17 protein-coding genes and 2 pseudogenes are annotated in these 21,872 nt (G+C 73.1%); 14 read left to right on the top strand and 5 right to left on the bottom strand.

The window, feature by feature from the left end:
• The first annotated feature begins 38 nt into the window (after positions 1–38).
• Entirely contained in the window at positions 39–806 is a 768-nt protein-coding gene (locus CCZ36_RS10355) for a class I SAM-dependent methyltransferase (protein WP_128817513.1), read from the top strand.
• A gap of 7 nt (positions 807–813) precedes the next feature.
• Here CCZ36_RS10355 and CCZ36_RS10350 read toward each other — a convergent pair whose 3' ends face one another.
• The gene (locus tag CCZ36_RS10350) at positions 814–1,005 is read right to left on the bottom strand and encodes a helix-turn-helix transcriptional regulator (protein WP_010064909.1); all 192 of its coding nucleotides are present in this window, start codon (positions 1,003–1,005) and stop codon (positions 814–816) included.
• Positions 1,006–1,449: 444 nt separating this feature from the next.
• Entirely contained in the window at positions 1,450–2,376 is a 927-nt protein-coding gene (locus CCZ36_RS10340; RefSeq protein WP_069742980.1) for a sugar phosphate isomerase/epimerase family protein, read from the bottom strand.
• A gap of 159 nt (positions 2,377–2,535) precedes the next feature.
• On the opposite strand from CCZ36_RS10340, the gene iolC reads away from it, so the two are divergent.
• The 8 genes and pseudogenes from iolC (at position 2,536) to CCZ36_RS10300 (ending at position 12,035) form a co-directional block, all read left to right on the top strand.
• Positions 2,536–3,723 carry a 5-dehydro-2-deoxygluconokinase gene (iolC, locus tag CCZ36_RS10335; RefSeq protein ID WP_128817512.1) on the top strand — a complete coding sequence of 396 codons (1,188 nt, stop codon included), beginning with the start codon at positions 2,536–2,538 and terminating at the stop codon, positions 3,721–3,723.
• Positions 3,720–4,631, top strand: coding sequence for a Cgl0159 family (beta/alpha)8-fold protein (locus tag CCZ36_RS10330; protein ID WP_128817511.1), 912 nt, complete (start codon positions 3,720–3,722; stop codon positions 4,629–4,631). The genes iolC and CCZ36_RS10330 overlap by 4 nt, the downstream gene beginning before the upstream one ends.
• A pseudogene (gene iolB, locus CCZ36_RS10325) lies at positions 4,628–5,622 on the top strand (5-deoxy-glucuronate isomerase). The gene CCZ36_RS10330 and the pseudogene iolB overlap by 4 nt, the downstream one beginning before the upstream one ends.
• A complete protein-coding gene (gene iolD / locus CCZ36_RS10320; protein WP_128817510.1) occupies positions 5,619–7,559 on the top strand; it encodes a 3D-(3,5/4)-trihydroxycyclohexane-1,2-dione acylhydrolase (decyclizing) in 1,941 nt (646 codons plus the stop codon). Before iolB ends, iolD begins: the two are co-directional and overlap by 4 nt.
• A gap of 41 nt (positions 7,560–7,600) precedes the next feature.
• Entirely contained in the window at positions 7,601–9,103 is a 1,503-nt protein-coding gene (gene mmsA / locus CCZ36_RS10315) for a CoA-acylating methylmalonate-semialdehyde dehydrogenase (RefSeq protein ID WP_128817509.1), read from the top strand.
• Positions 9,104–9,185: 82 nt separating this feature from the next.
• Positions 9,186–9,806 carry a DUF4291 domain-containing protein gene (locus CCZ36_RS10310; protein ID WP_128817508.1) on the top strand — a complete coding sequence of 207 codons (621 nt, stop codon included), beginning with the start codon at positions 9,186–9,188 and terminating at the stop codon, positions 9,804–9,806.
• Between the two features lie 125 nt (positions 9,807–9,931).
• Positions 9,932–11,311 (top strand): sensor histidine kinase, encoded by a 1,380-nt coding sequence (locus CCZ36_RS10305; RefSeq protein ID WP_176735310.1) that lies wholly within the window; start codon positions 9,932–9,934, stop codon positions 11,309–11,311.
• Between the two features lie 7 nt (positions 11,312–11,318).
• Complete coding sequence (locus tag CCZ36_RS10300; RefSeq protein ID WP_069739714.1) at positions 11,319–12,035, top strand: response regulator transcription factor; 717 nt, start codon at positions 11,319–11,321, stop codon at positions 12,033–12,035.
• On the opposite strand, the pseudogene CCZ36_RS10295 reads toward CCZ36_RS10300, so the two are convergent.
• Together CCZ36_RS10295 and CCZ36_RS10290 are read right to left on the bottom strand one after the other, a co-directional pair.
• Positions 12,027–12,713: pseudogene (locus tag CCZ36_RS10295) on the bottom strand (phosphatase PAP2 family protein); the annotation flags it as partial. The gene CCZ36_RS10300 and the pseudogene CCZ36_RS10295 sit on opposite strands and share 9 nt — an antisense overlap.
• Positions 12,714–12,812: 99 nt before the next feature.
• On the bottom strand, positions 12,813–13,250 hold the full coding sequence (locus CCZ36_RS10290) for a GNAT family N-acetyltransferase (protein ID WP_079149710.1): 438 nt from the start codon (positions 13,248–13,250) through the stop codon (positions 12,813–12,815).
• Positions 13,251–13,383: 133 nt separating this feature from the next.
• Here CCZ36_RS10290 and CCZ36_RS10285 point away from each other — a divergent pair, with 133 nt between their 5' ends.
• The 4 genes from CCZ36_RS10285 to CCZ36_RS10270 all read left to right on the top strand — a co-directional run bounded on the left by CCZ36_RS10285 (position 13,384) and on the right by CCZ36_RS10270 (position 19,390).
• Positions 13,384–16,038 carry an alpha/beta fold hydrolase gene (locus CCZ36_RS10285; RefSeq protein ID WP_206515719.1) on the top strand — a complete coding sequence of 885 codons (2,655 nt, stop codon included), beginning with the start codon at positions 13,384–13,386 and terminating at the stop codon, positions 16,036–16,038.
• Positions 16,035–16,943: an ABC transporter permease gene (locus CCZ36_RS10280; RefSeq protein WP_069739712.1), complete on the top strand. Its 909-nt coding sequence runs from the start codon at positions 16,035–16,037 to the stop codon at positions 16,941–16,943. Before CCZ36_RS10285 ends, CCZ36_RS10280 begins: the two co-directional genes overlap by 4 nt.
• A gap of 137 nt (positions 16,944–17,080) precedes the next feature.
• Positions 17,081–18,760: a YfbK domain-containing protein gene (locus CCZ36_RS10275; RefSeq protein ID WP_443069799.1), complete on the top strand. Its 1,680-nt coding sequence runs from the start codon at positions 17,081–17,083 to the stop codon at positions 18,758–18,760.
• Between the two features lie 174 nt (positions 18,761–18,934).
• Positions 18,935–19,390, top strand: a complete 456-nt coding sequence (locus CCZ36_RS10270) for an anthrone oxygenase family protein (RefSeq protein ID WP_370738582.1) — start codon at positions 18,935–18,937, stop codon at positions 19,388–19,390.
• A gap of 3 nt (positions 19,391–19,393) precedes the next feature.
• Here the strand turns inward: CCZ36_RS10270 and CCZ36_RS10265 are convergent, their stop codons facing one another.
• A complete protein-coding gene (locus tag CCZ36_RS10265) occupies positions 19,394–19,960 on the bottom strand; it encodes a GNAT family N-acetyltransferase (protein WP_128817507.1) in 567 nt (188 codons plus the stop codon).
• A 259-nt stretch (positions 19,961–20,219) separates the two neighbouring features.
• On the opposite strand from CCZ36_RS10265, the gene CCZ36_RS10260 reads away from it, so the two are divergent.
• Complete coding sequence (locus CCZ36_RS10260; protein WP_128817506.1) at positions 20,220–21,692, top strand: FG-GAP and VCBS repeat-containing protein; 1,473 nt, start codon at positions 20,220–20,222, stop codon at positions 21,690–21,692.
• Positions 21,693–21,872: the final 180 nt, after the last annotated feature.

Here is a 21,872-nt window from a genome sequence, read left to right as displayed (position 1 = left end):
TCCGGCCTAAAATTCCCTCAACGGAAAAGGGGGCCCGGATGGACCGGAACGTCCGCACGACGGATGACGTATTGGCTTTGATGGACGGGCTGTTCGCCCCGGAGGCGGACCGGTGGACGGCCGGCGGAGCGCCGTGGTGGGACGCGTTCTACGCCGACCGTTCACGGGAGGTGCCGTTCTTCGCGGACAAGCCCGACGAGAATCTCGACGCCCACCTCCGCCAAGGGCGGATCGCCCCTGGGCGCGCGCTCGAACTCGGCTGTGGGCCCGGCCGCAACGCGGTCCACCTGGCCTTGTTCGGCTTCGAGGTCGACGCGGTCGATCTCTCCCCGGCGGCACTGGCCTGGGCCCGGGAGCGGGCCGAGGAGGCGGGGGCCGGCTCCATCCGGTTCCATCACGGTGACGCGTTCGCCCTGACGGCCGCGGGGGCCGCCCTGACCGGCCCCTACGACCTGATCTACGACTCGGGCTGCTTCCACCATCTGCCGCCCCACCGCCGGATCAGCTACCTCGCCCTCCTGGAACGCTGCCTCGCGCCCGGCGGCCACTTCGCACTCACCTGCTTCGCCGCCGGGGAGGGCGGGATGGGCTCGGAGCTGCCGGACGCGGAGCTCTACCTGGCGGGTGGTCTGCACGGCGGCCTTGCCTACACGGACGACGACCTGCGCGGTGTCTTCTCCGGGCTGACGGAGATCGAGCTGCGCCGAATGAACGACGAGTCACCCGAATCCCCGCTCTTCGGGGAGTCCTTCCTCTGGACAGCCCTCTTCCGCAGGGCCGCCGACAGAGCGACCCGCCAGGGGTAGCCGGGCGTCAGCGACCCCGGTTGCGGGGGCGCGAGGCGACCCAGGCGCGGACGGTGTCTCCGTACCAGTACGGCTTCCCGTTCTTCACCTGGTCGGGCGGGGGCAGGAGGCCGTGCTTGCGATAGGAGCGGACGGTGTCCGGCTGGACCTGGATGTGCGCGGCAATGTCCTTGTAGGACCAGAGTGTTCTGTCCGTCATCGGTGACACCTCTCTGCACTTCCCGAGCCGACGATCACTCAGCCTGTGCTCGGATGAACGACTCCGGGCGGCAGGCGGGGCGGGGCTGTCGACCGGCTGTGACAGAAAACCCGCGTAACGGAGATATGTGTGCCGAAACGGTTACTGCTGTGACAGAAAGGATGAAGCGTGGCTGATGGTGGCGGATCGGCAGCGAACGGCGCGGTTGCTGCCGGACCCGGGCGCCACGATGAAAGACATGAGCACTGCCGAACACCCCATGCCCCCGCTGGATCGGACTGCTCCGGCATCTGGCCGAGGGCGAACGGAACTGGTTCCGCCGGGTGCTCGCGTTCTGCGGCCACGCCGACCTGATCCGCGAACGCGTGGACGGGCGTACGGGGGTCTGACCCGCTGACCCGCTGACCCGCTGACCCGCTGACCCGTCGCCCAGGGCCCCGGGGCTCAGAGGGATGAGCCGGGGCGTCCGCAGGAGCGGAGGAACTCCCGGGTGCGGCGCGCGATGGGGAACGGCTTGTCCGGCGGGCAGGGGTACATGTCCTGCTCCACGATCGCGAACAGGTCGACGTTCAGAGCGCGTGCCGCGTCCAGGACCGGTTCCAGGGCGGGGACCCCGGCGGGCGGCTCGCACATCACACCCCGGGCCACCGCCGGGCCGAACGGGACCTCGTCCGCCACCACCGCCGCCAGGATCTCCGGGTCGACCTGCTTGAGGTGGAGGTAGCCGATGCGTTCCCCGTACGTCTCGATGAGCTTCACGCTGTCGCCACCGCAGTAGGCGTAGTGCCCGGTGTCCAGGCAGAGCGAGACCAGGTCCGGATCGGTGGCGTCGAGGAAGCGGTTGACGTTCTCCTCGGTGTCGATGTGGGTGTCGGCGTGCGGGTGGACGACGATCCGCAGCCCGAACCGCTCCCGCACCTCCCGGGCCAGCCGCTCCGTCTGCGCGGTCAGATCGCGCCACTGCGCGGGGGTGAGCGTACGGTCCTCCAGCACCTCGCCCGTCTTGTCGTCACGCCAGAAGGAGGGGATGACGACCAGGTGTTCGGCGCCCATGGCCCGGGTCAGCGCGGCGATGTCCGCGACATGCGCCCAGGTCCGGTCCCAGACCTCCGGGCCGTGGTGCAATCCGGTGAAGACGGTTCCGGCGGAGACCGTGAGCCCCCGGCGGCGCGTCTCGTCGGCCAACCGGGCCGGATCGGTGGGCAGATAGCCGTACGGGCCGAGCTCGATCCACGCGTAGCCGGCCTCGGCCACCTCGTCGAGGAAGCGCTGCCAGGGCACCTGCTGCGGATCGTCGGGGAACCACACGCCCCAGGAGTCGGGGGCCGAGCCGATACGGATGCGGGCCGAGGAGGGGACGGAGTGGGTCATAACGGCCAGCCTCGTGGCCCGCGCGGAAGAGTGTCAAGGGTTCGTCCGAATGTCCGGACAAAATGTTGACAGGGTTCCGGGCGGAGGGCTAGACCTGGGACCAGCCGGCCACCGGCGGGGCGAACCGGCGGGGCGAGCCGGTGGTGCGAAGGGATGGGCATGCCTGAGCCGTACGACGTGATCACCATGGGGCGGATCGGGGTGGACCTCTACCCGTTGGAGGTCGGCGTGCCGCTCGCCCGGGTCGAGACGTTCGGCAAGTTCCTCGGTGGCTCCCCGGCGAACGTCGCGGTGGCGGCGGCCCGGCAGGGTCGGCGCACGGCCGTCATCACCCGGACCGGGCAGGACCCCTTCGGCGCCTACCTCCACCAGGAACTGGAACGGTTCGGCGTCGACCCCCGCTGGGCCACGGCCGTCGCGGAGTATCCGACCCCCGTCACCTTCTGCGAGATCTTCCCGCCGGACGACTTCCCGCTCTACTTCTACCGGCGGCCCAAGGCACCCGATCTGGAGATCCACGCACCGGACCTCGACCTGGACGCCGTGCGCGACGCCAGGATCTTCTGGATGACGGGCACCGGACTCAGCGCCGAGCCGAGCCGCTCGGCCACGCTGGCCGCCCTCCGCGCCCGCACCGGGAGCGCGGCGCGGGCCGGCCGCCCGGCGGGCGACCCGCGGCCTACGGCGACCGTCTTCGACCTCGACTGGCGGCCCATGTTCTGGGACGGGGGCGACGACAGCGCCGAGGCACCCGCGCGGTACCGCGAAGCGCTGGCCCATGCCACGGTCGCCGTCGGCAACGTCGACGAGTGCGCCATCGCGACCGGCGAACGCGAACCGTACGCCGCGGCCCGGGCCCTGCTCGCGGCCGGAGTGGAGCTCGCCGTCGTCAAACAGGGGCCGAAGGGGGTCCTCGCCGTGCACCGTGACGGCACCACCGCCGACTGCCCGCCGCTGCCGGTCGAGGTGGTCAACGGCCTCGGCGCCGGGGACGCGTTCGGGGGTGCGCTCTGCCACGGGCTGCTCGCCGGGTGGCCCCTCGAACGCATCGTGCGGTACGCGAACGCGGCCGGCGCCATCGTCGCCTCCCGGCTCGCCTGCTCGTCCGCGATGCCGTTCCCGGAGGAGGTCGAGGAGGCCCTCGCGGCGGGTGCGGTGACGGCGGACCTCGCCACGCGGGCCGTTCGCGGCATAGAGGACCGGACCGGCGGCCCGGCCCGTCCGGGCGGCGCGGCCCGTCCGGGCGGCCCGACGCATCCGGGCGGCCTGGCCGACTCGGAGACGCGGTCCGCGGCGGGTGCCGACCCTGACGCCCCCACGGACGCCCGGGCCGGAGGGGGCTCATGACGCCGCTCGCGCCCTCCCTCTCCGCGCTCGTCCGGCTGCGCGCCGAGCGTCCCGAAGCCGTTGCCGAGGCCGCCGCCCGGCGGAAGAGGCGGCGGCTGATCCGGCACCCCGGCGACCGGCTGATGATCATCGCGGCCGACCACCCCGCGCGCGGCGCGCTCGCCGTGGGGGACCGGTCCCTCGCCATGGCCAACCGCTTCGAGCTGCTGGAGCGGCTCTGCCTCGCCCTCTCCCGCCCCGGGGTCGACGGGGTGCTCGCATCGGCCGACGTCCTGGACGACCTCCTCCTGCTGGGAGCCCTGGAGGACAAGGTCGTCATGGGCTCGATGAACCGCGGCGGGCTCGCGGGCGCGTCCTTCGAGCTCGACGACCGGTTCACCGGCTACCGCCCCGACGACCTGGTCCGGCAGGGGTTCGACGCCGGGAAGCTGCTGCTGCGCATCGACCACGACGACCCCGGTTCGCTGGACACCCTGCACACCGCCGCCCGGACCATCGACGCGATGGCCGCGCACCGGCTGCCCGTGTTCGTCGAGCCGTTCCTCTGCCGCCGGGTCGACGGCCGCCTCCGCAACGACCTGGGCGCAGCCGCCGTGGCGACCTCCATCGCCATCGCGTCGGGCCTCGCCGGCACGTCCGCGTACACGTGGCTGAAAGTGCCCGTCACCGACGACCCGGACGCCATGGGCCGGACGATGGAAGCCTCCACGCTGCCCGCCGTCCTGCTCGGCGGCGAAGTCGGCGACGACCAGGACGCCGCGTACGGGAAGTGGCGCGACGCGCTGCGGCTGCCCACGGTGCGGGGGCTGGTCGTGGGACGGTCGCTGCTCTACCCGGTCGACGGGGACGTGGCGCGCGCCGTCGACACCGCCGTATCGCTGCTCCAGCCGGGTAGGGAAGGGCCATGACGACGGATCACCCCGACCAGGACCGGGCCCACGGCCAGGACCTGGCCCACGGCCCGGACCGAGCCCCCGGCCAGGAGCAGGCCTACGGCCAGAGTCAGGACCAGGACCAGAACCGGTTCCACCTCCCTTCCGGCAGCGCCGCGCGCGGGGCGTACGCCGTCGACATCGATCCCGGGCGGGCCGGCTGGGACCGTTCGTGCCTGCGGGTGCTGGAGCTGGAAGCGGGCGGTGTTCACACGCTCGTCACCGGAGACAGCGAATGGATCGTCCTGCCGTTGGCCGGTGGCTGTACGGTGCGTACAGCAGGTGGGGCCTTTGAACTGCGGGGCCGGGAAAGCGTGTTCAGCGGGGTCTCCGACTTCGCCTACGTGCCGCGCGACGCCCACGCAGAGATCTCCTCCGGCGCAGGAGGCCGCTTCGCCCTGGCAGGAGCGAAGTGCGAGCGACGACTCCCCGCTCGCTACGGCCCCGCGCCGGAGGTACCCGTCGAGCTGCGCGGCTCCGGGACCTGCTCGCGGCAGGTGAACAACTTCGCCGCCGCCGACACCTTCGACTGCGACCGGCTGATCGCCGTCGAGGTCCTCACCCCGGCGGCAACTGGTCCTCCTACCCGCCCCACAAACACGACGAGCACGTGCCGGGCGAGGAGTGCGAACTGGAGGAGATCTACTACTTCGAGGTCCAGGACGGCGGGCTCGGCTACCACCGGGTCTCCCCGTCGCGCGACGGCGGTACGGACGTCCTCGCCGAAGTCCGCAGCGGCGACGTGGTCCTCATCCCCGACGGCTGGCACGGCCCGTCCATCGCCCCGCCCGGCCGGACGCTGTACTACCTGAACGTGATGGCCGGACCGGGGGAGGAGCGCGCCTGGCTGATCCGCGACCACCCCGACCACCGGTGGATCCGCGACACCTGGCCGGACGAGCCGATCGACGCCAGACTTCCGCTCTACACGGCGCATCCGTCGCCCGGCCCGGAGGTAACGCCTTGAGCCCGAAGAGCCCCAAGGACCCCGCCCGCACCCGCCGTCTGACCACCGCTCAGGCCCTGGTCGCCTTCCTGGCCCGGCAGTACACCGAGCGCGACGGCCGTCGGCAGCGGCTGATCAGCGCCACCTGGGGCATCTTCGGCCACGGCAACGTCGCGGGCATCGGCCAGGCACTCGTGGAGGCGGGCCACGGAGGGAACGGCGCCGCGCACCGCATGCCGTATCTCCAGGGACGTAACGAACAGGCCATGGTTCATGCGGCCGTCGGGTACGCCCGCCAGTCGGGGCGGCTCTCCGCGCAGGCGGTGACCACGTCCATCGGGCCGGGGGCCACCAACCTCGTCACCGGGGCCGCCCTCGCCACGATCAACCGGCTCCCCGTCCTGCTCCTGCCCGGCGACACCTTCGCGACCCGGCCCGCCGACCCCGTACTGCAACAGCTCGAAGTGCCGTACGCCGGTGATGTGTCGGTCAACGACTGTCTACGGCCGGTCTCACGCTACTTCGACCGGATCACCCGGCCGGAGGCGCTGATTCCGGCCGCCCTCCAGGCGATGCGGGTCCTCGCCGACCCGGCCGAGACCGGGGCCGTCACGCTCGCGCTGCCGCAGGACGTGCAGACGGAGGCGTACGACTGGCCGGAGGAGTTCTTCGCCGAGCGCGACTGGCACATCCGCAGGCCCGCGCCCGACCCCCACGAACTGGACGCGGCGGTACGGGCGATCCGCTCCGCCCGCCGCCCCCTGATCGTCGCGGGCGGCGGGGTCCGGCACAGCGCCGCCGAGGAGACGCTCGCCGCGTTCACCGCCGCGACCCGCATCCCGGTCGCCTCCACCCAGGCGGGCAAGGGCGCGCTCCGCCACGACCATCCGGCCGACGTCGGCGGCATCGGCCACACCGGCACCGCCACCGCCGACGACCTGGCTCGTACCGCCGACCTGGTGATCGGCGTCGGCACCCGCTTCTCCGACTTCACCACCGCCTCCGGCACCCTCTTCTCGAACCCGGCCGTCCGCTTCCTCCACCTCAACATCACCGCCTTCGACGCCCACAAGCTGGCCGCCCTGCCCCTGGTCGCCGACGCCCGGGCGGGCCTCGAGGCGCTCACGGCAGCCCTCGCCGGACGCGGATACCGGGTCGACCCGGCGTACGAGACGGAGTACACCGGCGCGAAGGAAGTGTGGGAGGAGCGGGTCGAGGCGTCCTTCGCCACCCCCGACCCCACCGCGCGCCCTACTCAGACCCAGGTCCTCGGCCTCCTGGACGACCTGGTCACCGAGGAGGACATCCTCATCAACGCGGCCGGCTCCCTCCCCGGTGACCTGCACAAACTCTGGCGGCCCCGTTCCCGCGACCAGTACCACGTGGAGTACGGCTACTCCTGCATGGGCTACGAGATCCCGGCGGCGATCGGCGTCCTGCTCGCCGCCGGAACCAGGCAGCGGACCCGCCCCGTCTGGGCCCTGGTCGGCGACGGCACGTATCTGATGAACCCCACCGAGATCGTCACCGCCGTCCAGGAGAACCTGCCGCTGAAGCTGCTGATCCTTCAGAACCACGGGTACGCCTCCATCGGCGGCCTCTCCGAGTCGGTCGGCGCCGAAGGCTTCGGTACCGCCTACCGCCACCGCGACGCCGACGGCGGGTTCACCGGCCCGCCGCTCCCCGTCGACCTGGCCGCCAACGCGGCCTCCCTCGGCCTGCGGGTCCTGCGCGCCACCACCGTCGACGACCTGCGCAAAGCACTCTCCGAGGCCCGCGACGCGGAGGGCCCCACTTGTGTCTACGTCGAGACCGAAACGCCCGACACAGTGTCGGGCCCCCCTCCGGCGCAGGCGTGGTGGGATGTTCCGGTAGCCGAAACCGCGAGCCGACCGGCGGCGGTGAAGGCCCGGGAGGAGTACGACCGCCAGGTCGCCGCCCGACGCCGCCATCTGTGAGACCAGCCCCCGCGCCTGTCCGAAGCCTGAAGGAGTACGTCATGACGAAGACCGTCAACCACTGGATCGGCGGCAAGACAGTGGAGGGCACGTCGGGCCAGTACGGTCCCGTCACCGACCCGGCCACCGGGGCGGTCACCACGCAGGTGGCGCTGGCCTCCGCGGAGGAGGTCGACGCGGCCGTGGCGGCGGCGAAGGCCGCGTACGCGACCTGGGGCACCTCCTCGCTCGCCCAGCGCACCACCGTCCTCTTCCGCTACCGCGCGCTGCTCGACGCCCACCGCGACGAGATCGCCGCGCTGATCACCGCCGAGCACGGCAAGGTGCACTCGGACGCGCTGGGCGAGGTCGCCCGTGGTCTGGAGATCGTCGAGCTGGCGTGCGGGATCACCACCCAGCTCAAGGGCGAGCTGTCCACCCAGGTCTCCAACCGGGTCGACGTATCGTCCATCCGCCAGTCGCTGGGCGTGGTCGCGGGCATCACCCCGTTCAACTTCCCGGCCATGGTGCCGATGTGGATGTTCCCGCTGGCCGTCGCCTGCGGCAACACGTTCGTGCTGAAGCCGAGCGAGAAGGACCCGTCGGCGGCCAACCTGCTGGCCGAGCTGGCCGCGGAGGCGGGCCTTCCGGACGGCGTGCTCAACGTCGTCCACGGGGACAAGGTCGCGGTGGACGCCCTCCTGGCCCACCCCGACGTGGCCGCCGTCTCCTTCGTCGGCTCCACCCCCATCGCCCGCTACATCCACGCCACCGCCTCCGCCAACGGCAAGCGGGTCCAGGCGCTCGGCGGCGCCAAGAACCACATGCTGGTCCTCCCGGACGCCGACCTGGACGCGGCAGCCGACGCGGCGGTCTCGGCGGCGTACGGCTCCGCCGGTGAGCGCTGCATGGCGATCTCCGCGGTCGTCGCGGTCGGCGCGATCGGCGACGAGCTGGTCGCCAAGATCCGCGAGCGCGCCGAGAAGATCAAGATCGGCCCCGGCAACGACCCCACCTCCGAGATGGGCCCCCTGATCACCGCGGCCCACCGCGACAAGGTCGCCTCGTACGTCACGGGTGCCGCCGCCCAGGGCGCGGAGGTCGTCCTCGACGGCACGGGCCACACGGTCGAGGGCTTCGAGGACGGCCACTGGATCGGCCTGTCCCTCCTGGACAAGGTCTCCACCGACTCCGACGCCTACAAGGACGAGATCTTCGGCCCGGTGCTGTGCGTGCTCCGCGTGGACACGTACGAGGACGGCGTCGCCCTCATGAACGCCTCGCCGTTCGGCAACGGCACCGCGATCTTCACCCGCGACGGCGGCGCGGCCCGCCGCTTCCAGCTGGAGGTCGAGGCCGGCATGGTCGGCGTCAACGTGCCGATCCCGGTCCCGGTGGGCTACCACTCCTTCGGCGGCTGGAAGGACTCGCTCTTCGGCGACCACCACATCTACGGCAACGACGGCGTGCACTTCTACACCCGCGGCAAGGTCGTCACCACCCGCTGGCCCGACCCGGCCGACGCCCCGGCCGGCGTCGACCTCGGATTCCCGCGCAACCACTGACACCGACGTTCCCCCGGCCGCGCCCGGGCCTCCGGCGAAATCCGGATGCCCGGGCGCGCCCGTGTCCCGCATCCTGGGGCCCATGAACACCCCGGCCGTCCCGCCCCGCCACCAGATCCGCGCGCTCCACACCGCCACGACGGTCACCGTCTACCAGGCGTACCGGCCGGACATCGGCCTCCCGGCCGCACGCGACGGACGGTTCCCCGCCGCGTGGAAGCGGGACCGGATGACCTGGATCAAGCCCAGCTTCCTGTGGATGATGTACCGCTGCGGCTGGGGCACCAAGGAGGGGCAGGAGGTCGTCCTCGCCGTCGAGATCGAGCGGGCAGGCCTGGAATGGGCGCTCGCGAACGCCGAACTCTCCCATTACGTACGCGGTGTGCACCCGGACCGGGCCTCCTGGCAGCGCGCCCTCCGTGCCGCACCCACCCGGGTGCAGTGGGACCCCGAACGCGACCTCGACCTGAACCCGCTCCCGTACCGCTCCCTCCAGCTCGGGCTGAGCGGCGAGGCATCCCGCCGGTACGCGGACGAGTGGACCGTCTCCGTACGCGATGTCACCCCGCTCGCCCGCGAGGTGCACGCGGCGGTCCGGTCGGGGGAGCGGGACCGGGCCGCCGCCCTGTTGCCGGTGGAGACGCCGCTCGACCTGGCGGCGCCCCGGCCGGTGCCTGACGCCTCGAAGGCGCCCCGTATCTGACTTTCGGCAGTGCCGGACGGCTTCCCGGTCTCCGTAACCTCTCCCTCGTGAACAGCTTCTCCCTCGTGAAAAGGACGGCCGGTGGGCGGCCCGGCCTCCGGTGGGCGGACCCCGGAGGTCTGCTGGTGCCCGCCACGGCGGCGTTCGGCGCGCTGAGCCTCGTGGGGTGGTGGTGGGGCCTGCCGACCGCGATCGCCGCGTTCGCCGCCGGGCGGGGGCCCGGGCGCGCCAGGACCCTCGTCCTGTTCCTGGCCGGGGCGCTGGCGGCCGGAGCGGTGGCGATGGCCTTCGTGCCGTCCCTTCTCGTGCTCGCCACGCAGTTCGTCGCGGTCGTCGTCCTCGCCGTGCTGGTGCCCTGGTTCGCGGGGCGGTTCTCCCGCCAGTACCGGGAGCTGGTCCGGGCCGGCTGGGAGCGGGCCGAACAGATGGAACGGGAGCGGCAGTTGATCGCCCAGCAGGCGAGACTGCTGGAGCGGGCCCGGATCGCCCAGGACATGCACGACGTGCTGGGCCACGATCTGAGTCTGATCGCCCTGTCGGCCGGCGCCCTGAAACTGGCGCCCGGCCTGGACGAGCGGCACCGGCGGGCCGCCCAGGACATCCGGGGCAGGGCGGCGGCAGCGGTGGAACGGCTCGGCGAGGTCATCGGCGTCCTTCGCGAGGAGAGCGAGAGCCCGTCCCAGGGGCCGGGGGACTCCGACATCGCCCGGCTCGTCGGGGACGCGGCCGCCTCCGGTCTCCCGGTCGAACTCTCCGTGGACGGCGACGCGTCGGGGCTGCCGCCCACCGTCGGGCGCGCCGCGCACCGGGTCGTGCAGGAGGCCCTGACGAACGCGGCCAAGCACGCGCCCGGCGCGTCCGTCAGCGTCGAGCTTTCGCACACGGCGACGGAGACCCGGGTGGCGGTCCGCAACGGAGCTCCCCGGCACCCCTCCGCCGCGCCTCCCCCGCACGGCGGCCGCGGGCTCATCGGGCTGGACGAACGCGTTCGCCACGTCGGCGGATCCCTCGACCACGGGCCTCGGGACGGCGGCTTCACCGTCACCGCCCGGCTGCCGCACCGCGCCCCCGCGCAGACCCCGCCGAGGCCCGTCGGCCATCGGGAGAGCCCCGCGCCCCCGGGCTACCGGCGGGCCCGGCGGCGCGTCCGCCGCACCCTGCTGACCGCGCTGACCGTGCCGCTGGCGGCGGGCGCGGTGCTGCTCGCCGTCGTCGGGACGTGGGAGACCGTGGCCGCCTCCCGGTCCGTTCTCGACCCGGGCGACTACGCCCGGCTGCGGGTGGGGCAGGATCGGTCGGAGATCCGGAAGGTGCTGCCGGCCCGGCAGACGGCGGCGCGGCCGACGCCCGCCGGGCCGGAGGAAGAAGACGAACGGCGGGAACAGGGAGTGACGTGCGAGTTCTACGCGATGACGGCCGACCGCTTCGACGACCGGTCCGGAGACGCGTACCGGCTCTGCTTCCGGGACGGCAGACTGGTCTCCCGCGACGCACTGACACCGTGAGCGCCCGATGAACCGGGGCGATACGACCCCGGTGGACGGACCGGTCCGGGTCCTCGTCGCCGACGACGAGCCCATGATCCGGGCCGGTGTGCGCGCCGTCCTCGCCACCGACCCGGGGATCGAGGTCGTCGCCGAGGCGGCCGACGGACACGAGGCCGTGGAGCTGGTCCGGGCGCACCGCCCGCACGTGGCCGTCCTCGACGTACGCATGCCGCGCACCGACGGCATCGACGCCGCCGCCGAGATCCGGCGCACCCTGCCCGGCACCGGCGTCGTCATGCTGACCACCTTCGGCGAGGACGACTTCATCCTGCGGGCGCTGGGGGCCGGTGCCGCCGGATTCCTGATCAAGTCCGGCGAGCCCGAGGAACTCGTCGCCGGGGTGCGGGCCGTCGCCGACGGCGCCGCCTACCTGTCACCGAAGGTCGCCGCCCGGGTGGTCGCGCACCTCGCGTCCACCGGGGCCGGGGCCCTGGCCGAACGGCGGGACGCCGCCCGGGAGCGGGTCGCCGGGCTGACGCCCAGGGAGCGCGAAGTGCTGGCCCACCTCGGCGGCGGACTCTCCAACGGGCAGATCGCCCGGCGGCTGCACCTGGTCGAAGGGACCGTCAAGGCGTACGTGAGCTCCGTCCTGGCCCGCCTCGGCGTCGACAACCGGGCCGCGGCCGCCGTCGTCGCCCACGAGGCCGGAATCCTGCCCCCACCACCGCCCGAGCAGCGCTGAGGCGAGCAGACCGGCGGGGCGCACCAGCACCAGGAGCACCGAGGCGACCACCGCACCGCCGAGCAGCGCGCCGGCGATCACGTCGTGCGGATAGTGGACCCCCACCAGGACCCGCAGCAGCGCCGCCGCCACCGCCACCGGCAGGGTCACCGCGGCCAGTCGGGGCCGCCGTAGCGCCAACCCCACCGCGAGGGCGGCGGCCAGGGTGGCGTGGTTGCTCGGGAACGACCAGTCGCCCGGTTCCGGACACGCGGCGACCGCCTCGGCGCCGTCCAGCGCCCGGCACGGACGTTCCTCGTCGACGACCAGCTTCAGCGCCTCGCTGACGGCGTACGCGACCACGGTCCCGGCGCCGACGAGCACGGCCCCCGCCACCGCGTCCGGATCCCTCCGGCGCAGGGCGGCCCAGCAGACCCCGAGCAGCAGCAGGCCGAGGACGATCAGCGTGGCCTCCGACGACAGCTCCAGCAGGTGCCCCACCCACCCCGGGGCATCACCGACCGCCTCCGTCAGCGAGCGGTACGCGGACACGGACGCCCCGTCCGTGACCTCGGTCGGGCCGGGCCGCCCCAGGCCACCGGGGGAGAGCACCGTGATCACGGCCGCCGCCGTCGCCGTCAGGGCGAACGATGCGAACAGCCGGGCGGGCCAGTGGTGTTGTCGTGTGTGCTGTGCCATGCGGCGAACGTACGGAGGGACGACGGCCCGGCGCGGGGGCCGAACGGCAGGAGCGTCCCCCGACGAACGTCAGGGTTGACTCCCGGGACGCCGTGTCTTCTACGGTCCGGTCCCGCCCTCGAACTCCCACACCAGCATGGCGAACCGCCCCTCGTCCTTCGCCCCCGTCGACCGGTACGTGGCGAGCGCCGCCTCGTTGTCCGGCTCCACGCCGACCCACACGTCGTAGCACCCCTGCTCCCGGGCGAGGTCCACCAGCGCCCGCGTCAGGGCCCCGCCGATGCCCCGCCGGCGGAACGGATCGTCGACGGCGAGTTCGTACAGGCACATCTCCGTGCCCTTGTCCGGGTGCAGCATCTCGATGCCCGAGACGAAGCCCGCCGGGACCCCGTCGACATACGCGATCAGCAGCACGTGACCGTCCGCCGCGAGGAAGCGGGCCGCCCACTCCTCGCGGGGCGGGGTGTCGAAGAGGTGGCCGGCGGCCAGGAGCTCCGCGACGGTCGTGGCGGGGCGGATAGCGGGGCGAATGTCCACAAGGGCCTCCCGGTGGCAGAAGTTCCGTACCGCGTCCGGAGTACGGGCGAGGCGCACCGTACCTCTCAGGGAGGCCGCGCACTTCACCCTGGCGGCACTCAACCGGCTTGCGTCCTCCGTTTAGGGTCGAGGGATGGAGACCCCTACTGCTCGATGGCGGCGCCTTCTGCCCCGTACACCCGGCCGGTGGGTTGCGGTCGGTGCCGCGCTCGCCGTGCTCGTGGGCGGCGGCACCTGGTCCGCCGTCGCCGACGACGGTACGCCCGCCGTGCAGCGCGAGGACCGGATCCTGCGCATGGACGGGGTGCCGATCGACACCTCGTACTTCCATGCCAAGGGTTCCGGTAAGCGGCCCGCCGTGCTCATCGGGCACGGATTCGGCGGCAGCAAGAACGACGTCCGGGCCCAGGCCGAGAAGCTGGCCGCCGACGGATACGCCGTGCTGACCTGGTCGGCGCGCGGCTTCGGGAAGTCCGGCGGGGAGATCACCCTCAACGACCCCGACCACGAGGTCAAGGACGTCTCCCGGCTCATCGACTGGCTGGCCGAGCGGCACGAGGTGGAGCTGGACGGCAAGGGCGACCCCCGCGTCGGTCTCACCGGGGCCTCCTACGGCGGGGCCGTCTCCCTGCTGGCCGCCGGGCACGACGAGCGGGTCGACGCCATCGCACCCGTCATCACCTACTGGAACCTCGCCGACGCCCTCTTCCCCGAAGGGGTCTTCAAGAAGCTCTGGGCCGGGATCTTCATCACCACCGGCGGCGGCTGCGAGAAGTTCGAGAAGCGGCTCTGCGAGATGTACGAGCGCGTCGCCGTCAGCGGCGAGCCCGACGAGGAGGCGGTCAAGCTTCTCGCCGAGCGTTCGCCGTCGGCCGTCGCCGACCGCATCAAGGTCCCCTCGCTCCTCCTCCAGGGACAGTCCGACTCCCTCTTCCCGCTCGGCCAGGCCGACGCCATGCAGAAGGCCATCAGCGCCAACGGCGCCCCCGTCTCCGTCGACTGGATCTCCGGCGGCCACGACGGCGGCGACAGCGAGACGAGCCGGGTCGAGGGGCGCGTCGGGGACTGGTTCGACCGGTATCTCAAGGAAGACGCCGGCACCGGCACCGGGCCCGCCTTCCGCGTCACCCGCACCGGAGGCGTCGACTCCACCGACGGCGCCGCCCTCCTCCGCGGCGCGAGCAGCGACACCTACCCGGGGCTGCGCAGCGGCGGCCGGGACATCGTGCTCGACGGCGGGACGAAGACCTTCCGCAACCCGGCCGGATCCGTGCCGCCCGCCATCTCCGCCGTTCCCGGCGTCGGCGGCTCACTCGCCCAGCTCTCCTCCCTCGGCGTCGGGCTCTCGCTCGACTTCCCCGGACAGTTCGGCCGGTTCGAGTCCGCCCCGCTGGACACCTCCGTACGCGTCACCGGCACGCCCACCGTCACGGTGAACGTGAAGGCCGACGGCGACCGGGACGCGGTGCTCTTCGGCAAGGTGTACGACGTGTCGCCGGACGGCAGGCAGCAGGTGCTGCCCCACCAGCTCGTCGCCCCCTACCGGATCACCCCCGACCAGCAGGGCAAGCCGATCGAGCTGGCCCTGCCCGCCGTGGACCACGAGTTCGACGCCGGACACCGGATGCGCCTCGTGTTCTCCGCGACGGACCTCGGTTACGCGTCCCCGGCCGAGCCCGCCACGTACGCCGTGACCCTCGACGGACCGCTGACCGTCCCCACCGCACCCGCCGTGACGACCGCCGCCGCCGCTCTCCCCTGGTGGACCTGGGGCCTCCCGGCCGCGGCGCTCGTCATCGCGGCCGCGCTCCTGATCACCGCCCGGCGGCGGACCGCGACGCCCGCGCCGGACCCCGGACTCGCCGACGTACCGCTCCGGATCACCGGGCTCTCGAAGAAGTACGCCAAGTCCGTCGACCGGTACGCCGTGCGCGAGCTGTCCTTCCGCGTCGAGAAGGGCCAGGTGCTCGGGCTCCTCGGCCCCAACGGCGCGGGCAAGACGACCACGCTGCGCATGCTCATGGGGCTCATCACCCCCGACGAGGGCGAGATCCGCGTCTTCGGGCAGGCCGTCCGGCCCGGCGCCCCCGTGCTGTCCCGGGTCGGGGCGTTCGTCGAGGGCGCGGGCTTCCTGCCCCACCTCTCCGGGCGCGCCAACCTCGACCTGTACTGGCAGGCCACCGGCCGCCCCGCCGAGGACTCCCACATCGACGAGGCCCTGGAGATCGCGGGACTCGGCGATGCGCTGGCCCGTGCCGTACGGACGTACTCCCAGGGCATGCGGCAGCGGCTCGCCATCGCCCAGGCCATGCTCGGCATGCCGGACCTGCTGATCCTCGACGAGCCGACCAACGGGCTCGACCCGCCGCAGATCCGCGAGATGCGGGACGTGATGATCCGGTACGCGGCCGGGGGCCGGACCGTCATCGTCTCCAGCCACCTCCTCTCGGAGGTCGAGCAGTCCTGCACGCACCTGGTCGTCATGGACCGGGGCCGGCTCGTGCAGGCCGGCCCGGTCGCCGAGATCACCGGATCCGGCGACATGATCCTGGTGACCACGGCCGACGAGGTGTCCGAGCCGCTTGCGGAGAAGGTCGCCGCCCTGCCCGGCATCGGCTCCGCCGTCCCCACCGACGACGGGTGCGGGCTCCTCGTCCGCCTGGACGGGGCCACCACCTCGCGGCTCGTCGCCGACCTGGTCCGGCTCGACGTCCCGGTCACCGGGGTCGGACCGCACCGCCGCCTGGAGGACGCCTTCCTCACCCTCATCTCCGGAGGAGCAGCATGAGCGCCCCCGTCCAGCCGCCCGAGGCCCGGGTGGAGACCGAGCACCCGGAGGCCGCGGGCTACCGCGCCGGACGCACGCTCCCCCTCCGCGTCGAGGCCATGCGGCAGTTGCGCCGCCGCCGCACCCTGCTCATGGGCGGGGTGCTCGCCGCCCTCCCGTTCATCCTGATCATCGCCTTCGCCATCGGCGGCACGCCGGACGGCGAGGACGGCGGCGGGGGCCGGGGCGGCAACCGGATCAACCTGATGGACGTGGCGACCGAGTCCGCCGCGAACTTCGCCGCCACCTCACTGTTCGTCTCGGCCGGTTTCCTGCTGGTGATCCCGGTGGCCCTGTTCTGCGGGGACACCGTCGCCTCCGAGGCGAGCTGGTCCTCCCTGCGCTACCTGCTCGCCGCGCCGGTGCCGCGCGTCCGGCTGCTGTGGTCCAAGCTCGTCGTCGCGCTCGGCTTCAGCCTTGCCGCGATGGTGCTGCTGCCGGTCGTCGCGCTGGCGGCGGGCACGGCGGCCTACGGTTGGGGGCCGCTGAAACTGCCGACCGGGGGAGCCCTGTCCGCGGGGGACACCGTGCCGCGCCTGGCGATCGTCGTGGCTTTCATCTTCGTCTCCCAACTGGTCACGGCCGGACTCGCGTTCTGGCTCTCCACCAAGACGGACGCGCCGCTCGGAGCGGTCGGCGGAGCGGTCTTCCTCACCATCGTCGGCAATGTGCTCGACGCGGTGACCGCGCTCGGCTCCTGGCGCGACTTCTTGCCCGCGCACTGGCAGTTCGCCTGGGCCGACGCGCTCCAGCCGCAGTTGGAGTGGGGCGGCATGATCAAGGGCGCGGCCGTATCGGTGACCTATGCCCTGATTCTGTTCGCGCTGGCCTTCCGCGGGTTCAGTCGTAAGGACATCGTGTCCTGAACCTGATGTTCCGCCGGTTTCCCGCCCGCTGTTGCCGCATCGAGATGGTTCCGCAACGCTTTCGTCGACTCCGGTCGGCGGCCCCGTACGTCACATTCACAGGTGTCGAGGACACCGTGACGACGTGGGGGTTACGCATGAACCAGGTCAGCCGACGACATGAGAAGCGGACGGGAGACCGAGCGGGGTACCGGTCAGGAGGACGGGCGGGTGCCGTGGCGCTCCTCCTCGCGGGTGCCATGGCGCTCACCGCCTGCGGTGGCAGCGGCAGCAGTTCGGAAAGCACGCGCGATCTGAGCTCGGGCAAGCGCAACGGTCAGGGATCGACCGGCGGCGGACAGCCCGCGCCGGACGGGGTGGCGCCCGAGATGGGCCGGTCGGCCGCGCCTGCGGGCGAGTCCGGGGACGTGAGCAGGCTGGATGTCCCGCCGCCCGACTACCTCTCCACCTTCGCCCTGGACGTGGACACCGCCAGCTACGGCTACGCACGCCGGACCCTCGGCGACGGCAGGCTGCCCGCGGCCGAGGACGTACGCCCCGAGGAGTTCGTCAACAGCTTCCGCCAGGGGTACGAACGGCCCGAGGGCAACGGATTCTCGGTCAACGTCGACGGAGCGCGCATCAGCTCCGCGAAGGGCGGAGGCGGCGGAACCGGAGCCCCCGACTGGTCGTTGCTGCGGATCGGCCTGGCCACGAAGACCGCGCCGCCCACCGCGGAACGGCCGCCCGCCGCGCTCACGTTCGTCGTCGACATCTCGGGGTCCATGGCCGAGACCGGCCGCCTTGACCTGGTCCGCAAGTCCCTGACCCTCCTCGCCGACGAACTGCGCGACGACGACTCCCTCTCCCTGGTCACCTTCAGCAACGAGGCCGAGACCCGGCTGCCGATGACCCGCGTCAAGGGCAACCGGAACCGGATCAAGGACGTGGTGGGGGACATGCAGCCGGCGCAGTCCACCAACGTCGAGGCGGGTATCAAGCTCGGCTACGAGGAGTCGGTCGAGGGCCACCGGGAAGGCGCCACCAACCGCGTGGTGCTCCTCTCCGACGCTCTCGCCAACACCGGCGAGACCGAGGCCGAAGGCATCCTGAAGAAGATCGACTCGGCTCGTCGCGAGTACGGCATCACGCTCTTCGGCGTCGGTGTCGGCAGCGACTACGGCGACGCGTTCATGGAGCAGCTCACCAACAAGGGCGACGGCAACACGACGTACGTCGGTGACGAGACGCAGGCCCGCAAGGTCTTCGTCGACCAGCTGCCCGCCCACCTGGAGATCCGGGCCCGCGACGCCAAGGCCCAGGTGGCGTTCGACCGGAAGAACGTGAAGCAGTTCCGGCTGATCGGCTACGAGAACCGCAAGGTCGCCGACGAGGACTTCCGCAACGACAGCGTCGACGGCGGCGAGGTCGGCCCCGGCCACACCGTGACCGCTCTGTACGCCGTACGGCTGCGCGAGGGCGCGTCCGGCACGGTGGCCAAGGCGACGGTGCGCTGGCTCGACCCCAAGACCCGCAAGGCCCAGGAGGAGACCGGAACGGTCACGACCGGGGTGGTCGACAAGACCCTCTGGGGCGGCGGCAACGACCGGCTCCAGGTCGCGGCCGTGGCCGCCTACTTCGCCGACCGCCTGCGCGGAGGCGACCTGCCGGGCGCGCCCGGCCTCGGCGAACTCGCCTCGCGGGCATCTGGGTTGGCGGAATCGACCGAGGACAGCGCGGTGGAGAAGCTGGCCACGGCCATCGGCCAGGCGGACCGGCTGAAGCGCGGAGCCGGGACGGACGACGACCCGGAACCGAGCGAGGGCGAGATCGGCTGACGCGCAGCGCCCGCACGCACCGGACCGGGGGCCGGCCCGCCCGCCCCGGGCCACGGGCCGGGGCGATCCGGGGCCCCGCCCGCACCGGGCCCGCCCCCGGTGCGGGCGGTCCGGGCCGCACGGTCGCTCGAAAAGGTGATCCACGGACCGTCCTCCCGGGCCATGATGTCCGCCATGACCTCTCTCCTCCTGGTGCTCGCCACGATCGTCACCGGCCTCTACGCGGGCTTCATGCTGGCCTTCCTGACCGGGATCATGCCCGGCCTCGCCGAACTGACGGACGAGCAGTTCTCCGCGGCGATGCGCCGCTTCAACGAGAAGGTTCCCGGGCCGGTCTTCCTGGTCCTGTTCCTCGGCGTCGTCGCGTTGCCCGCCGCCGCGTTCTTCACGGGCCTCGGCGAGCACGACGGGGTGGCGGGGCCGGCCATCCTGGCCGCGCTGATCTGTTCCGTCGCCGGTCACTTGATCACCGTCGTCGGGAACATCCCGCTCAACAACGCCCTCGCCGCCTCCGAGGGCGGCGACGACAGCGCCGCCCGCGCGGCCTTCGAGTCCCGCTGGAACACTCTGCACCGGGTGCGCACGGTGCTCTCGCTGGCGGCGTTCGTGCTGCTGGCCGTCGCGCTGTAGGAGTCACCCGCCCGCCTCGTCCCGCCCCGGATGCCGGGGGCCGAGCAGCACCACGAGGGCAGCCTTGCCGGGTACGGGCACGTCGACCCGCCGCCACCCGGTCCGCTCGTACAGGCGCAGGGCCGCCTGGGCCCGCACCGAGGTCAGCAGCCAGCAACGGCCGCCCGGGGCGGGCCCCGCCACCGCGTCCAGCAACGCCGCGCCGAGCCCGCCGCCGTGTGCCCCGGGCGCGACCGCCAACTCGTTCACCTCCAGCGCCCCGCAGAGCCACGCCCGCGTACGCCCCGGCCCGAGGGCTTCGGCGACCTGCCCGTAGCTGCGGTCGACCGGAAAGACCTCCGGGGTGGTCCAGGCCGTGGCGAAACCGGTTACCGTCCCTCCGGTCGTCGCCACCGCCGCCGTGAACCCGGGCCGGAGCGCGTCCCGGGCGAGCCGTTCCGCATAAGCGCCGGCCTCCGCCGGACCCTCGTTCCAAAGCGGAGCCGCGAAGGCGCTCGCGTACACGTCGCGGATGCCATCGGCGTACCGGATCACCTCGCCGGCCTGCACCGTTCGTACCTCGCTCGTCATCGCACCGTCCCTCGGATTTCAGCGGTGGATCACCGGCAGGTCGCCGGTGCCGCGGGGAAACCCTAGGGCGCGGCGCAGGCGCGAACTGCCCTACGCAGCACAACCCTTCGCCGGGTGAGCCCGTCTGAAGGGGTACGAGCGGCCACTCGATCCCCCCCGATTCCGTGTCAGCCACGTACGCCACGGTGGGGGGCGGACAGCGCTTTCCCGCTGTCCGCCCCCCACCGTCGCGGCGAACGTTCCAGCAGAAGGAGTTCCCGTGACATCCCGAGCACTCGGCACCGGTGTGGTCCTGGCCCTCACCCTCGCCACCGCGGTCGTCGCCCTGCCCGCGGCCGCCCACGCCTCCCCGGCCCCCGCCCCCGACCCCCACGGCCTCCGTGCCGACTTCAACGGCGACGGCTTTCCGGACCTGGCGTTCGCCGCGCCCGGGGCGACCGTCAAGGGGTTCAAGGGCGCCGGATACGTCGGTGTGGCCTACGGCTCCCGCAACGGGGTCAAGGACTCCGCGAAGAGGGTGTTCACCCAGGCCTCGGCGGGCGTCCCGGGCACTCCGGAGGCCGGTGACGCCTTCGGCGCCTCCGTCGCCTCCGCCGACCTCGACCGGGACGGCCACGCGGACCTGATCGTCGGATCGCCCGGCGAGAAGATCGGATCGGCCGAGGTCGCGGGCGGCGGCGCCACCGTCCTGTGGGGCGGCCCGTCCGGTCTGGCCGGCGGGTCGACCCTGCTGTCCGGCGAGGAGTACGACGACCTCGGGCGCGGGCTGGCCGTCGGCGACTTCAACGGCGACGGCGCACCCGACGTCGTGATCCGGGGCGGCGACACCCTCCGCACGCTCACCGGGCCCTTCACCCGGGACGGCGCGGCGGCCGCGACGGGCGAGATCCCGAACCTCGACGACGAGCGCTACCTCGATGTGGCGGCGGGCGACGTCAACGGTGACGGGCGCGACGACCTCGCCGTCCTCGTCAACGACGGCGACGAGTTCGACGCCCGGCGCATCCACATCGGCCTCGGCACCCCGGTCGGGCTCGGCCCGGAGCTCACCTCCGTCAAGGGCAAGGACGGCTACTCCCTGGAGGGCGGCGAACACCTCGCCGTCGGCGACGTGAACAACGACAAGTACGCCGACCTCGCCGTCGGGCGCGCCATCGACGGATACGACAGCGATCTGGACCTGCCGCTCGCCAAGGGCGGGATGCTCACGTACGTACCGGGCGGCGCGACCGGACCGCAGGGCACCAAGGCCGTCGTCCTCAACCAGGACTCGCCCGGCGTCCCCGGAGCCGCCGAGCACAGCGACGGCTTCGGCGCGTCCGTGGCCATCGGGGACACGAACGGCGACGGCTACGGCGAGATCGCGGTGGGCGTCCCCGGCGAGGACCAGGGCACCGTCGCGAACGCGGGCGGCATGGTCGTCCTCCCCGGCACCGCCACCGGCCCCACGGGCCGGGGCAGTTACGGATTCAACCAGGGCACCCCGGATGTCGTGGGGGCCGTGGAGAAGGACGACCGGTTCGGCGGGGCGGTCTCCCTGCGCGACCTGAACGGCGACGGCCGCACCGAGCTCGCCGTGGGCGCGCCGGGCGAGAATGCGGGCGAGGGCTCCCTGTGGGTGTTCCCGGCCACCGCCTCCGGCCTGGCGGCCAAGGGCTCGTTCGGCTTCGGGCACGGGGCGCTCGGCACGGTCGCCACGAAGGCGGGCCTGGGCAGCAGCTTCAGCCGCTGACCCCGTACGGCTGCCCGGCGCACGCTCGTCCGGGGCGTCCGGGGCGTCCGGGGCGTCCGGGGCGTCCGGGGCGTCCGGGCCCGGAGACTTCCGGGCCCACCCGGACAGCCGGAGAGCCGGACAGCCGGGCAGCCAGACAGCCGAGCCGGGCAACCGGGCAGCCACGAGGCGCGCCCGCCC

Origin of the sequence: Streptomyces sp. S063 (assembly GCF_002832675.1) — a bacterium.
GTDB lineage: Bacteria > Actinomycetota > Actinomycetes > Streptomycetales > Streptomycetaceae > Streptomyces > Streptomyces sindenensis.
Note: the sequence above shows the minus strand (reverse complement) of the source record. Positions and strands in the feature narration are given on the sequence as shown.